At 72.0% G+C, this 13,220-nt stretch carries 15 protein-coding genes; 11 read left to right on the forward strand and 4 right to left on the reverse strand.

Going from position 1 to position 13,220, the window contains the following annotated elements:
• Nucleotides 1–3: 3 nt before the first annotated feature.
• Entirely contained in the window at nucleotides 4–537 is a 534-nt protein-coding gene (locus Asera_RS15240; RefSeq protein WP_030448628.1) for a DUF2087 domain-containing protein, read from the forward strand.
• A gap of 154 nt (nucleotides 538–691) precedes the next feature.
• Here the strand turns inward: Asera_RS15240 and Asera_RS15245 are convergent, their stop codons facing one another.
• From Asera_RS15245 to Asera_RS15255, 3 genes are all read right to left on the reverse strand, one after another.
• Entirely contained in the window at nucleotides 692–1,438 is a 747-nt protein-coding gene (locus Asera_RS15245) for a lysozyme (RefSeq protein WP_051802776.1), read from the reverse strand.
• Nucleotides 1,439–1,703: 265 nt separating this feature from the next.
• Nucleotides 1,704–2,630 (reverse strand): ribosome small subunit-dependent GTPase A, encoded by a 927-nt coding sequence (gene rsgA, locus Asera_RS15250; protein ID WP_211255752.1) that lies wholly within the window; start codon nucleotides 2,628–2,630, stop codon nucleotides 1,704–1,706.
• Nucleotides 2,631–2,883: 253 nt separating this feature from the next.
• Nucleotides 2,884–4,227, reverse strand: a complete 1,344-nt coding sequence (locus Asera_RS15255; RefSeq protein ID WP_084132471.1) for a 3-phosphoshikimate 1-carboxyvinyltransferase — start codon at nucleotides 4,225–4,227, stop codon at nucleotides 2,884–2,886.
• Nucleotides 4,228–4,575: 348 nt separating this feature from the next.
• On the opposite strand from Asera_RS15255, the gene Asera_RS15260 reads away from it, so the two are divergent.
• The 4 genes from Asera_RS15260 (at nucleotide 4,576) to rsrA (ending at nucleotide 6,878) form a co-directional block, all read left to right on the forward strand.
• Nucleotides 4,576–4,920: a WhiB family transcriptional regulator gene (locus Asera_RS15260; RefSeq protein ID WP_035298069.1), complete on the forward strand. Its 345-nt coding sequence runs from the start codon at nucleotides 4,576–4,578 to the stop codon at nucleotides 4,918–4,920.
• Nucleotides 4,875–5,528, forward strand: coding sequence for an alpha/beta hydrolase family protein (locus Asera_RS15265; RefSeq protein WP_051802777.1), 654 nt, complete (start codon nucleotides 4,875–4,877; stop codon nucleotides 5,526–5,528). The genes Asera_RS15260 and Asera_RS15265 overlap by 46 nt, the downstream gene beginning before the upstream one ends.
• A 231-nt stretch (nucleotides 5,529–5,759) precedes the next feature.
• Complete coding sequence (locus Asera_RS15270; protein ID WP_051802778.1) at nucleotides 5,760–6,542, forward strand: sigma-70 family RNA polymerase sigma factor; 783 nt, start codon at nucleotides 5,760–5,762, stop codon at nucleotides 6,540–6,542.
• A 63-nt stretch (nucleotides 6,543–6,605) separates the two neighbouring features.
• On the forward strand, nucleotides 6,606–6,878 hold the full coding sequence (gene rsrA, locus Asera_RS15275; RefSeq protein ID WP_030448635.1) for a mycothiol system anti-sigma-R factor: 273 nt from the start codon (nucleotides 6,606–6,608) through the stop codon (nucleotides 6,876–6,878).
• 101 nt (nucleotides 6,879–6,979) lie between these two features.
• Here rsrA and Asera_RS33955 read toward each other — a convergent pair whose 3' ends face one another.
• Entirely contained in the window at nucleotides 6,980–7,054 is a 75-nt protein-coding gene (locus Asera_RS33955; RefSeq protein ID WP_369814844.1) for a 50S ribosomal protein bL37, read from the reverse strand.
• 241 nt (nucleotides 7,055–7,295) lie between these two features.
• Here Asera_RS33955 and Asera_RS15280 point away from each other — a divergent pair, with 241 nt between their 5' ends.
• From Asera_RS15280 to Asera_RS15305, 6 genes are all read left to right on the forward strand, one after another.
• Nucleotides 7,296–7,517, forward strand: a complete 222-nt coding sequence (locus Asera_RS15280) for a biotin/lipoyl-binding carrier protein (protein WP_030448636.1) — start codon at nucleotides 7,296–7,298, stop codon at nucleotides 7,515–7,517.
• A 328-nt stretch (nucleotides 7,518–7,845) separates the two neighbouring features.
• Nucleotides 7,846–8,886 (forward strand): SIS domain-containing protein, encoded by a 1,041-nt coding sequence (locus Asera_RS15285; RefSeq protein WP_030448637.1) that lies wholly within the window; start codon nucleotides 7,846–7,848, stop codon nucleotides 8,884–8,886.
• 674 nt (nucleotides 8,887–9,560) lie between these two features.
• The gene (locus Asera_RS15290; protein ID WP_030448638.1) at nucleotides 9,561–10,208 is read left to right on the forward strand and encodes an ABC transporter permease; all 648 of its coding nucleotides are present in this window, start codon (nucleotides 9,561–9,563) and stop codon (nucleotides 10,206–10,208) included.
• A 49-nt stretch (nucleotides 10,209–10,257) separates the two neighbouring features.
• Nucleotides 10,258–11,433 (forward strand): ABC transporter ATP-binding protein, encoded by a 1,176-nt coding sequence (locus Asera_RS15295; RefSeq protein ID WP_035298121.1) that lies wholly within the window; start codon nucleotides 10,258–10,260, stop codon nucleotides 11,431–11,433.
• Nucleotides 11,430–12,221, forward strand: coding sequence for an ABC transporter permease (locus Asera_RS15300; protein WP_030448640.1), 792 nt, complete (start codon nucleotides 11,430–11,432; stop codon nucleotides 12,219–12,221). The genes Asera_RS15295 and Asera_RS15300 overlap by 4 nt, the downstream gene beginning before the upstream one ends.
• 8 nt (nucleotides 12,222–12,229) lie before the next feature.
• Nucleotides 12,230–13,198: a glycine betaine ABC transporter substrate-binding protein gene (locus Asera_RS15305; RefSeq protein WP_035298075.1), complete on the forward strand. Its 969-nt coding sequence runs from the start codon at nucleotides 12,230–12,232 to the stop codon at nucleotides 13,196–13,198.
• Nucleotides 13,199–13,220 lie beyond the last annotated feature (22 nt).

Genomic DNA, 13,220 nt, shown 5'->3' on the forward strand with positions numbered 1-13,220 from the left:
AGCATGAACCCGGAGATCATCTGCCGGCTGCTGGCCGAGCCGGAGCGAGTCAAGACGTACGCCGCGGTCGCGCTCGGCGCCACCTCGCCCAGTGCGGTGGCCCAGGCGACCGGCCTGGTCGCCCGGGACGTGGTCCGGGCCCTGGGGGTACTGACCGATCGCGGCCTGGTGACCGAGCAGGACGGCGTGCTGACCGCCGACCTGTCGGTGTTCAAGACGGCGGTCCGGGACAACCTGACCACCGAGCCGGTCGAGCGGTTGGACCCGGACGACAACCGGGACGCGGTGCTGCGAGCCTTCGTCACCGACGGGCGGCTGGTGAGCATCCCGGCCGCGCGCGGCAAGCGGCGCATCGTGCTGGAGCACCTGGCCGCCTGCTTCGAGCCGGGCGTGCGGTACCCGGAGCGCGCCGTCGACGCGGTGCTGCGCGCCTGGTACCACGACTACGCGTCGCTGCGCCGGTACCTGGTGGACGAGGAGCTGATGTCCCGCGAGCACGGCATCTACTGGCGCACCGGCGGCCCGGTCGACATCTGAGCCGACCCCGGGCCGCTCGCCGGCATCCCCCGCTCCCCGGCATCCCGGCCGGTCGCCGACACCCGGCCGGCTCGCCGGCAGCCCGGCCGCCGCAGACGGCGCTCGGCGCCCCTCGCTGCTGCGAGAGGCGCCGAGGCGGGTACCGCGGGTCGGCTCAGTCGTGGTTGGTGGCGAGCACCTTGAGCCGGTCAATGCTGCCGTTGAAGTAGTCCTGGTCGCCGGGGAACACGCCGGAGTCGGCGTACTGCCACATGGTCCAGGTGGCGGTGCCGGCGGGGATCGACGTCGGCGGGGTGGAGCGGTAGATGGCGATCCAGAACGGGTTCGTCGAGGCGAACGCGCTGGAGTTGCCGGTGCAGGTGTTCCACCAGTCGAACGTCGTGTAGATCATCGGGTACTTGTGCCAGCGGTTGTACATGTAGTTGGAGAAGTCCCGGATCCAACTGACCATGCCGGCGTGCGACAGCCCGTAGCAGGTGCCACCGCTGTAGGGGTTGTACTCGATGTCCAGCGCCGGCGGCAGCGTCTTGCCGTCGGCCGACCAGCCGCCACCGTGCGCGGAGAAGTACGACGCCTGGGTGGCGCCGGAGGAGATGTTCGGGCGGGCGAAGTGGTAGGCACCGCGGATCATGCCCACGTTGTACGAGCCGTTGTACTGCTGGGCGAAGTACGGGTTGGTGTAGCCCGTGCCCTCGGTCGCCTTGACGTAGGCGAATCGCCCGCCGTTGTTCCAGGCGGCCGACCAGTTGACGTTGCCCTGGTAGCCGGAGACGTCCATGCCCTTGACGTAGGTGGCTGCGTGGGCGGGGGCGGCCAGGCCGAGGCTCATCACCGCGGCGCTGGCCATGCCGATCGCGGCGATCACCAGGCGTCTGATCCGCCGGGCTGGGGAACCGGTCATGACTGAACCTCCTGTGTGTTCCAGCCAAGGGGGCTTGGTGGGAGCACGGGTCGGACCGTTCGGCACCTGTCCGGGCATCGGGTACGAGTCCGAAACGAACTTCCAAATCAGGCTGGATACGGCACAGATTCCCACCTTGTGCCGAACAGCTCAAGAGATCCTGGAGAAATTCTTCTCAACCATCGCCCAGAGTGGTGACTTCCGCCGTTCTCGTTACCAGCGGGTAGCGACCGCACCCCGAGCCCGGATCACCGCCGCGGACGCGTCACCACTCGGCGCCGGACCGCGACGCCAGCAGCCGCCGGTACGAGGCGAGCCGGCGCGCCGAGGCCCGCCCGGCGGCGACCAACGCGTCCAGCCCGCAGTCCAGTGCGTCCGGGTCGTGCGAGCAGCCCGACGGGCACTCCGCCGCCCCCTCGGCCAGATCCGGAAACCCGGACAGCAGCGACTCGGCCGACACGTGCGCCAGGCCGAACGAGCGCACCCCCGGTGTGTCGACCAGCCAGCCGTCCCCGCCGGCCAGCGGCAGTACCACCGCGCTGGTCGAGGTGTGCCGGCCCTTGCCGATCGCGCTGACCACCCCGACCGCCCGGTCCGCACCCGGTACCAGCCGGTTGACCAGCGTCGACTTGCCCACGCCGGAGTGGCCCACCAGTACCGACAGCTGGCCGGCGAGCCGGTCCACCAGCTCGGTCAGCGGCCGGTCCGGCCGGGTGTCCACCCGCGGCAGGTCCAGGTCGGCGTAGTAGTCCAGCAGCTCCGCCCGGGCCTCGTCGGCCGCCGGCAGGTCAGCCTTGGTCAGGCACAACAGCGGCTCGATGTCCGCGTCGTACGCGGCGACCAGGCACCGGTCGATGAACCCGGTCCGCGGCGGGGGGTCCTGCAGCGAGGACACGATCACCAGCTGGTCGGCGTTGGCCACGATGACCCGCTCGGTGTTGTCGTCGTCGTCCGCGGTACGCCGCAGCACCGAGCGCCGCGGCTCGATCCGGACGATGCGCGCCAGCGAGCCGGCCGCCCCGCTCAGATCGCCGACCATCGCCACCCGGTCACCCACCACCACCGACTTGCGGCCCATCTCCCGGGCGCGCATCGCGGTCACGGTGCCGCCCTCGTCCAGCACGCAGGTGTAGCGGCCCCGGTCGACGCCGACCACGAAGCCACCGGCGGAGTCGGCGTGCCGGGGACGGATCCTGGTCCGGGGGCGAGAACCGCGACCCGGGCGCACCCGGACGTCGTCCTCGTCGTACTCCCGGCGCCTGACTGTCGCCATCCACCCACCTGGCATCTCGTCGCGTCGCCCGATGCCCGGCGGCGTCGAGACGGACCCTGCTGCCCGCGACCCTATCCGGCGGCCCTCGCCGGCACTCCCGGACACGGCTACCCGCCGGGCATCCGCGCCGGTGCCGGCCCACCTCCGGCTCCGGCGGCAGCGCGCGCCGGGGTCAGCCGGCGAGCATCCGGTGCCAACGGGACGGGAAGCCCGGCAGGCTCTTCGCGGTCGTACCGACGTCGGACAGCGCCACCCCGGGCACCGCGAGGCCCAGCACCGCCCCGGCGTACGCGAGCCGGTGGTCGCCGCGGGTGTCGAACACGCCGCCGTGCAGCGGCCGGGGCGTGATCCGCAACCCGTCCGGGGTCTCCTCGACCGCACCGCCCAACGCCGCCAGGCCCGCGCACACTCCGCTGGCCAGATCCGGCTCACCGCCCAGCCGGCGCACCCCACGCAGGTACGACGGGGCGTCGGCGAGCGCCGCGATCGCGGCGAGCACCGGCACCAGCTCGCCCAGCCGGGCCACGTCGACCTCCGCCCCGTGCGGTTTGTCGACACCCGAGACCACCAGCCCGTCGGTGGTGTGGGTACAGCGGGCGCCGAAGCCGGTGAGCGCCTCGTGCAGCGCGGCGGTCGGCTGCGCCGCCCGGGCCGGCCACCGCGGCACCCGCACCGTGCCGCCGGTCACCACCGCTGCGGCGAGGAACGGCGCCGCCGCGACCAGGTCGGGCTCGATCGTCCAGGCCCGCCCGGTCAGCCGGCCCGGCCGCAGCTCCCAGCTGTCCGGCACCGACGCGTCGATCGCGGCGCCGGCCGCCCGCAGCATCGTCACCGTCAACTCGACGTGCGGAGTACCGGTCAGCGGCGGGCCCTCGTGCCGCACCCGCAGCCCGTGGTCGAAGTCGGCGCCCACCAGCAGCAGCCCGGACACCATCTGGCTGGAGGCGGACGAGTCGAGGCTGACCGCGCCGCCCGGTACGTGCCCGACGCCGTGCACCGTCAGCGGCAACCCGCCGGTCGGGCTGTCCACCCGGATGCCCAGGCTGCTCATCGCGGCCAGTTGCGGTTCCAGCCGGGCCTGGCGCAGGACCGGGTGGCCGTCGAACGAGACCGGGCCGGTGGCCAGCCCGGCCAGCGGCGGCAGGAACCGGGTGGCGGCCCCGGACAACTCGGTGTCCACGTGTACCGGGCCGGCCAGCGGCCGCGGCCGCAGCAGCCACTGCTCGTCGTCCGCACTGGACACGTGGCAGCCCATCGACCGCAGTCCGCGGGCCAGCACGATCGAGTCCCGGGACTCCGACGGGAACTGCAGCGTGCTCGGCCCCATCGAGATCGCCGCGAGCAGCAGCGCGCGGGCCGTCATCGACTTCGACCCGGGTACCGGCACGGTCGCGTCGACCGGCTGCCTCGCCGTCGGCGTCGCCCAGGGCACCGGCGCGTTCGGCTCGTCGGTCCGGACCCGGCGGGGCGGTCGACCGCTGGAGGGTCGACTGCCCGGTTCGTCCGCTGCCGGCATTGCCGGACCCCCGCTCGCGCTCATCATCCCAGTCTGCCCGGGTGAGGCAGGTTTGTGACCGCACCCGCGGCGGGCGAGGGTGTGGCCGCCGAACGGTACGGGCATCGACTGTGGACGATACGCGCCCGACGCCGACCCGGTCCCGGCTCGCCCGGCCATCCGGCGAGGACGCCACGCGTACCACGATGACCAGCCAAATCGCGGGCGAATGGTCGGTTTGGTGGCGAAGGGTGACACTGGGCGCGCCGACAACCCTTGCGTGTGGTCTGCGTGGTGGGGTAAAACACAGCCCCGCGGCCTCGACGCCGCAACCACCCACCACTGCCCCACCCAGCTCGGAGGTGGCACATGACCCGGGCGCGGATGCCCCGCCCGCACGAGGTCGCGGCGGCATGCCGGGACCCTCGGTTGCTCAGGGCTCGGCGCGACCGGTTGGGAGACCTCGCCTGGCGCGCCCAGGGGCGCTGCCAGACGGTCGACCCGGAGACGTTCTTCCCGGCGCCGAGTGAACCCGCCGACGTCGCACTCGCCCTCTGTCGCTCCTGCGACGTGCAGGGCGCCTGCCTCGCCTGGGCACTCGACCAGGGGGACTGCAACGGAGTCTGGGGTGGCACCACGCCCCGGGAGCGGCGCGCCATGCTGGTGGCATGGCGGTCGGAAAACACCCCGGAGCCGGCACCCGCGATGCCGTAACCGAGACCCTGCAGACCTCCCGTGGCGAGGCGCGGGTCGAGCTCGACCTGCCACCCTCGCCGCGCAGCCTGCTGGTCCTCGGGCACGGTGCCGGTGGCGGCGTGGACGCGGTCGACCTGGTTGCGGTGCGTGACGCGCTGCTGCCGGGACGGGTGGCGATCGCCCGGCTCACCCAGCCGTACCGGGTGGCCGGTCGCCGCGCGCCGGCGCCGGCCAACCACCTGGACGAGTCGTTCGTCGAGGTCGTCACCGGGCTGCGGGCCGAGCTCCCGGCGGTACCGCTGGTCGTCGGGGGCCGCTCGTCGGGCGCCCGGGTCGCCTGCCGCACCGCCCGCGCCCTCGACGCGGCCGGGGTGCTGGCGCTCGCGTTCCCGCTGCATCCACCGGGCAGACCGGAGAAGTCCCGGCTGCCCGAGCTGGACACCGGGCTGCCCACGCTGGTGGTCAACGGCGACCGGGACCCCTTCGGCGTACCGCCGTCGTCGGGCACCGTGCGCGTGGTGGTCCGGCCGGGGGAGCGGCACGGACTGAGCGTCGACCCGGCCGGGGTGGCCGCCGTGGTGCGCGACTGGTTCACCGAGCGTGGCTGGGCCCGACGGCCGGCGTGAGCCGGCGCACCGTGTCGCCCCACGCCGGCGTGAGCCGGCGCACCGTGTCGCCCCACGCCGGCGTGAGCCGGCGCACCGTGTCGCCCCCGCCGGCGTGAGCCGGCGCACCGCGATGCCCGGCGGCGTGAGCCGGCGCACCGGGCCGGCACCGGGCGCCGGTGGAATGCCGCCACCACCGCGGGCGTTGTCACAGTCGACGCGCCCCGGGGCCGCCCGGGGACGGAGGGAGCAATTGTGGTGGTAACGGCTCGTAGCGCCAGGACGGGTGATTCGGCCCGGCTGCGCAGCCTGCTGACGGCACCCGAGTGGACCCCGAGCGTGTCTGCCGACACCCCGGGCGTGAGCGGCTCCGGCGTGGGTCGGCTCGGCGTATCCTCGGCCGAGGTGCGGTCGAGGGGGGACGATCACGTGACGCCTACCGAGACGCCGGAACGCCGGCGCGCCCGGTTCGAACAGGACGCGATGCCGTTCGTGGACCAGCTGTACGCGGCTGGTCTGCGCATGACGCGCAACCCGGCTGATGCCGAGGACCTGGTGCAGGAGACCTACCTGAAGGCCTACGCGGCCTTCCACCAGTTCCAGCAGGGCACGAACCTGAAGGCATGGCTCTACCGCATCCTGACCAACACGTACATCAACTCCTATCGGCGCCGGCAGCGTCAGCCGGTGCAGGCGCCGACGGAGGAGATCACCGACTGGCAGCTGGCCGAGGCGGGCTCGCACTCGTCCAGCGGGCTGCGTTCGGCGGAGACCGAGGCGCTGGACCGGCTGCCGGACTCCGACGTGAAGGACGCGCTGCAGCAGCTCCCGGAGGAGTTCCGACTGGCTGTCTACCTCGCCGACGTCGAAGGCTTCTCGTACAAGGAGATCGCGGAGATCATGGACACGCCGATCGGCACGGTGATGTCCCGACTGCACCGCGGTCGCCGCAACCTGCGCCAGATGCTCGAGACGTACGCACACGGCAGGGGCATCTCGCGCGCGAGCTCGGCGCCGGCCGGGCAGGAGGTGTGACGTCGTGCAGGCGACGACGAGGCGCGTGGGCAGCATGACGACCGTGCGAAGTGAGGTGCGCTCGTGAGCTGCGGAGATCCACACGAAACCGACTGCCGAGACGTGCTCAACGAGGTGTACCTGTACCTCGATCTGGAGTGCAGCGACGATCGCCGCGAGGTGATCCGGGAACACCTGGACGAATGCACGCCGTGCCTGCAGGAGTACGGCATCGAGCAGGAGGTCAAGGTTCTGGTGGCGCGCTGCTGCGGCGGCGAGCACGCGCCGGTGGAGCTGAAGGCCCGGCTCATCTCGCGGCTGCGCGAGCTGGTGGTCGAGCCCGACGCGGCCGGCTGACGACCGACGGGGCGGTGGCTGCCGGGACCGGCGGGTCGATCCCGCCGGGTCGCGCGGCTGCTCGGCCGGTCCGGCGCCGGGTTGCGTCGGGCCGGACCCGATCAGGAGTTGGGGCGCTTGCCGTGGTTGGCGGCGCTCTTCTTCCGCGCCTTCTTCTTGCGAGACTTCTTGGCCATGTCTCCTCCTCGCCGGCGAGCCGGCCGTCGTACCGGTACGGCGTGTAAGGCTACCGGCGCCGATACCGGTACCACCGTGCCGGGTGGTGCAGCGCACGCGAGCCCTAGCGGGCCGGCCCCGCGCCGCGGCCGCGTCTCGTCGGTGCCACCACGGGCGTGCCGGCGTGGTTTGATACCGGCGGGACCGCCGCGGGCGGACAGCACGCGCGCGGGTCGGACAAGGGCGTTCAACCGGGAGGTTCTGGCGATGGCCGACGAGATCCGCGCCGAGATGGTGGCGAACGTGTGGAAGGTGGTCGCTGCCGCCGGCGACGCGGTGGCCGACGGGGACACGCTGGTGATCCTGGAGTCGATGAAGATGGAGATCCCGGTGCTCGCCGAGTCGGCCGGCACGGTCGCCAGCATCAACGTCAACGAGGGCGACGTGGTGCAGGAGGGCGACCTGATCGCCGTGGTCGAGTAGCTCACCGCAACGTCACGAAGGGCCCCGCCAGGTGCGGGGCCCTTCGCGTGTCCGGACATCGGTCGGGCCGTCGGGCCTGCGAGGTGTCCGGGCTGGGCGGCGTGCGCGTCGCGGTGCGCGCTCGACGGCGGAATGCGCGCGGCCCCTGCGCGCACAGGGTGAAGGATCACTGCACGATCGAGCGCGATAGTTGGCAACTTCGAGCGGTCTCGTGCACAATCCGTACCAGGAACTGCGTGCTGCGGGAAGGACCCGGCACCGGCACGGGAAACCGGGCACGGAAGGAGCGAACATGATCGAGCACACCGCGCAGGAGGCCGGTGCCGGCATGGCCGCCGACATCGCCGAGCAGGCGGCCGGGTACGAGCGGTTGCTCGCCGAGGGGCTCGCCCCGATCGCGGCGGTGGCGCGCCAGGTGGCCGAGCTGTCGCCGCGGTTCGTGCTGTTCACCGCGCGCGGCACGAGCGACCACGCCGCGCTGTTCGCCGCGTACCTGACGGAGATCCGGCTCGGCATCCCCGCCGGCCTGGCCTCCCCGTCGTCGATCACCGTGTACGGGGCGCGACCCGACCTGCGCGACGCGCTGGTGGTGGGGGTCAGCCAGAGCGGCGGCTCGCCCGACCTGACCGAGGTGGTCCGGGTGGCCCGCGAGTCCGGCGCGCACACCCTGGCGGTCACCAACAACGCCGGCTCGCCGCTGGCCGACGCGGCGCAGCTGCACATCGACGTGCTGGCCGGCAAGGAGCGCGCGGTCGCCGCCACCAAGACCTACACCGCCGAGCTGTTGGCGCTGCTGCTGTTCGTCGAGGGCATGCGCACCGGGTCCGGCCAGCTGGACGCGGCCGACCGGGCCGAGCTCGACCGGCTGCCGGAGCTGGCCCGCACGCTGATCGAGGACCCGACGCCGACCCAGCTCGCCGCGCGGTACCGGTTCGCCGACCGGCTGGTGACCACCGGCCGCGGCTACGCGTACCCGACGGCGCGGGAGACGGCGCTGAAGCTGATGGAGACGAGCTACCTGTCCGCGCTGGCGTTCTCCGGTGCCGACCTGCTGCACGGCCCGCTGGCGATGACCGACCCGGACGTGCCGGTGCTCGCGATGGTCGGTGACGGGCCCGCCGGCCGGTCGATGTCCGAGGTGCTCGGCCGGCTCGCCGAGCGGCGGGCGGACGTGCTCGTGGTCGGCAACGGCGCGCCGGCCGAGCTGCCGGCACACGCGGTCCGGATCGGTACGCCGGCCGTCGACGAGCGGTTCTCCCCGCTGCTGGACATCGTGCCGATGCAGCGGCTGGCGCTGGCGCTGGCGCTGGCCCGGGGCGAGGACCCGGACGCGCCGCGCGGCCTGAAGAAGGTCACCGAGACGCTCTGACCGCGTCACGGCCCGCCTTCCGGTGCGGGCCGAGTCGCTCTGACCTGGTCGCGGCCCGCCTTCCGGTGCGGGCCGAGTCGCTCTGACCTGGTCGCGGCCCGCCTTCCGGTGCGGGCCGAGTCGCTCTGACCTGGTCGCGGCCCGCCTTCCGGTGCGGGCCGAGTCGCTCTGACCTGGTCGCGGCCCGCCTTCCGGTGCGGGCCGCGACCAGGTCGGCAGGTCGAACGCGTCACCCAGCCTGTCTCGACCCGGTCGAAGCCGGGTCCCGGCCAAGGCCGCCACAGCACTGCGCGCGGATCAACGAGGTGCGGTAGCGCAACCTCGCCGGACGCCGGACGCCGGCCGGCGGCGAGGTTTGCCGGTCGTGCCCCTCGGGTATCACGAAAAGTTTCTCCCGCCGTGAACCAAGTCACACGGCGGTAACGAAATGCCGGTCCCGGCGCGAATATCCGCCCACCGCGACGCTCTCCCGCGTTAAATGGAAAAAATGCCCGGTATGTCGTCCGTTAAGGTCCGTTGCGCCGGCGCCCGGTACCTGTCGCGCCCCGTGCCGGCCGGCCGCGGCAACCGGCCGCGAACGGTCGGTGCGTGCGCCCCGTGACGCGCCGCCGGCCATCGGATCCCCGCGGACCCGCCCGGTGGGTCCGCGGCCGTCGAGGGAGGACGGTGACCGCTTGAGCTTCTGGGAGTACGTGCGCAACCGCCAAGAGCTGTTGTGGTTCGAGACCTACCAACACGCCAGCATGGTGCTGCAGTGCCTGCTACTCGCGACGGCGATCGGCCTGATCATCGCGATCGTCACGTACCGCAGCAAGACCGCGTCCGCGATGGCGACCGGCATCGCCTCGGTGCTGTTCACGATCCCGTCGTTCGCGCTGTTCGGTCTGCTCATCCCGGTGTTCGGGCTGGGCGTCACGCCGTCGGTGATCGCGCTGGTGCTCTACTCGCTGCTGCCGATCGTCCGCAACGCGGTGGTCGGAATGTCCAATGTGGACCCGTCACTGGTGGATGCCGCGCGGGGCATGGGGATGAGCCGGTTGCGAGTGCTGTTCAAGGTCGAAATGCCGCTCGCCTGGCCGGTGATCCTGACCGGCATCCGGGTCTCCGCCCAGCTGGTCATGGGCGTCGCCGCGATCGCGGCGTACGTGTCCGGGCCCGGACTGGGTGACCAGATCTTCTCCGGCCTGGCCCGCCTCGGTGGCGCCAACGCGGTCAACTCGGCGCTCGCCGGCACCGTCGGGATCATCATCCTGGCGCTCATCTTCGACGGCTTCTTCGTCCTCATCGGACGGTTCACCACATCGAGGGGCATCCGTGGCTGACGACATCACCACCGGTACGCAGGCCACCGCGGACGCGGACGACAGCGGTCTGCACAACGCGACGCACGGCGTCGAGATCCAGCTGCGCAACCTGACCAAGAAGTACCCGGGCCAGTCCCGCGCCGCGGTGCAGGACGTGACGATGACCATCCCGGCCGGCGAGATCGTCGCCCTGGTCGGCCCGTCCGGCTGCGGCAAGACCACCACGATGAAGCTGATCAACCGGCTGATCGAACCGACCTCCGGGGAGATCCTGATCGGCGGCGAGGACGCCCGCAAGCAGCCCGCCGACCAGCTGCGCCGGCACGTCGGGTACGTCATCCAGCAGGGTGGGCTGTTCCCGCACATGACCATCGCCGAGAACGTGGCGCTGGTACCGAAGATGCTCAAGTGGGCGAAGCCCCGCATCACCGAACGGGTCGACGAGATGCTGGAGCTGGTCGGGCTGGACCCGGCGCAGTTCCGGGACCGGTACCCCCGGCAGCTGTCCGGCGGCCAGCAGCAGCGGGTCGGCGTCGCCCGGGCGCTCGCCGCCGATCCGCCGGTGCTGCTGATGGACGAGCCGTTCGGCGCGGTCGACCCGATCACCCGCGGCCGGCTGCAGGACGAGCTGCTGCACCTGCAGGAGGAACTGCACAAGACGATCGTGTTCGTCACGCACGACTTCGACGAGGCGGTGAAGCTCGGCGACCGGATCGCGGTGCTCGCCGAGGGTTCGAAGATCGTGCAGTACGCCGAGCCGGCGGAGATCCTGGCCCGGCCGGCGAACGACTTCGTCCGCGGCTTCATCGGTACCGGCGGGGCGATGAAGCTGCTGCACGTCACCCGCATCGCCGACGTCGAGCTGGGCGCCGGGGTCACCGCGCAGGCGGGTGACGACGCCGCGACCGTCCACACCCGACTGTCCGAAGCGGACGAACCGTGGGCGGTCGTGCTCGACGCGAACTCGCGGCCGGTGCAGTGGGCCACGGTCGAGGACCTGGCCGGCAAGCAGGGCCCGGTGTCCGACTACGGCACCCCCATCACCACCACCATCTCCGGCCGCGCCGATCTGCAGGCCGGGCTGGAGGCGCTGCTCGGTTCCGACACCGACTTCGTCCCGGTCACCCGGCGCCGCCGCTACATCGGGCTGGTGTCGCTGAACACCGTGCAGGGCGCCATCCAGCAACTGCGCGAGCAGGCCAAGGAGCACGCCACCGTCTCGGCGGGGGAGGGCGGCGCATGACCCTGGCACCCGACGCCCGCACCGGCCCGGGCGAACTGGCGCCGGACGCCGCGGTCAAGCCCAAGCCGCGCCGCAAGTGGTACCTGGTGGGCACGCCCGCGCTGATCGTGGTCGTACTGCTGGCCGACTGGCTGTACGTGCGGGCGAGCCACCCGGACGCGAACGCCCGCACCACGCTGCAGTTCTCGTACCTCGCGACCAAGCTGCTGGAGCACCTGAAGCTCACCCTGGTCTCCGGCGTGTTCGTGCTGCTGATCGCGATCCCGCTGGGGATCCTGCTGTCCCGCCGGGGCGCCCGGTTCGCGATGCCGATCGTGCTGGCGCTGGCCAACATCGGCCAGGGTGCTCCGGCCATCGGCATCATCGTGCTGCTCGCCGTGTTGTGGCAGACCGGGTTCACCGTCGCCGTGGTCGCGTTGGTGATCTACGCGGTCCTGCCCTCGCTGCGCAACACGATGGTGGGACTCAACCAGATCGACCCGGCGCTCAAGGAGGCCGGCCGCGGCATCGGGATGTCCTCGGCGGCGGTGCTGTTCAAGGTGGAGCTGCCGCTCGCGGTACCGGTGATCCTGGCCGGCGTGCGCACCACGCTGGTGCTGCTGATCGGGGTGGCGGCGCTGTCGTCGCTGATCGGGGCCGGCGGGCTCGGCGAGATGATCAGCACCGGCGTGCAGCTGCAGCGCTACAACGTGCTCGTCACCGGCAGCGTGCTCGTCGCCTGCCTGGCCCTGTTCGTGGACTGGCTGGCCAGCCTGGCCGAACGCTACCTGCGCCCGCGCGGGATCTAGGAGGCAGTGTGTCGAAGTTGCTCAGGCTCGGGCTGGTCGCGGCAGGGCTCGCCGCCTGTGGGCTGCTCGCCACCGGCTGCGGGCTGCACCCCGCGTCGCAGTTCGCGCCGGACGTGACGGGCAAGAAGATCAAGGCGGGCAGCCTGGACGGCGCCACCCTGTCGGTGACCTCGAAGAACTTCACCGAGCAGATCCTGCTCGGCAAGATCACCGTGTTGGCACTCAAGGCCGCCGGTGCCGATGTGATCGACAAGACCAACGTGCAGGGTTCGATCAACTCGCGCAAGGCGATCGAACGCGGCGAGGCCGACATGGGCTGGGAGTACACCGGTACCGCCTGGATCACCTACATGGGCGAGTCGAAGCCGATCCCGGACCCGCGCAAGCAGTACCAGGCGGTCAAGGACCGGGACCTGGCCCGCAACCACATCGAGTGGTTGTCCTACGCCACCTTCAACAACACCTACGCGATGGCGGTGACCGGGCCGAACGCGAAGAAGTACGGCCTGAAGTCGTTGTCGGACATGAAGAAGGTGCCGCCGGCGAAGCGGTCGTTCTGCCTGGAGACCGAGTTCTACTCGCGGGTGGACGGGTTCTCCGGGATGCTCAAGTCGTACGGCATCCCCAAGCCACCGGCCAGCCAGGTGCACAAGCTGGACACCGGCGTGGTGTACGACGCGACCGCCAAGGGCACCTGCCTGTTCGGCGAGGTGTTCGACACCGACGGCCGGATCCCGGCGCTGCACCTCACCACGCTCGCCGACGATCGGCACTTCTTCCCGATCTACAACCCGGCACTGACCATCCGCGAGTCGGTGATCAAGAAGTACCCGCAGATCGCCACGATCGAGAAGCAGATCGCGTCCCGGCTGTCCACCCAGGTGATGCGAACGCTCAACGCCAAGGTCGACGTCGAGGGGCAGGAGCCCGTCCTGGTCGCCCGCGACTGGCTGCGCTCCGAGGGCCTGGTCGAGTGACCCGGAACCGGTCGTGACCGCG

This window comes from Actinocatenispora sera (assembly GCF_018324685.1).
Classification (GTDB): Bacteria; Actinomycetota; Actinomycetes; order Mycobacteriales; family Micromonosporaceae; genus Actinocatenispora; species Actinocatenispora sera.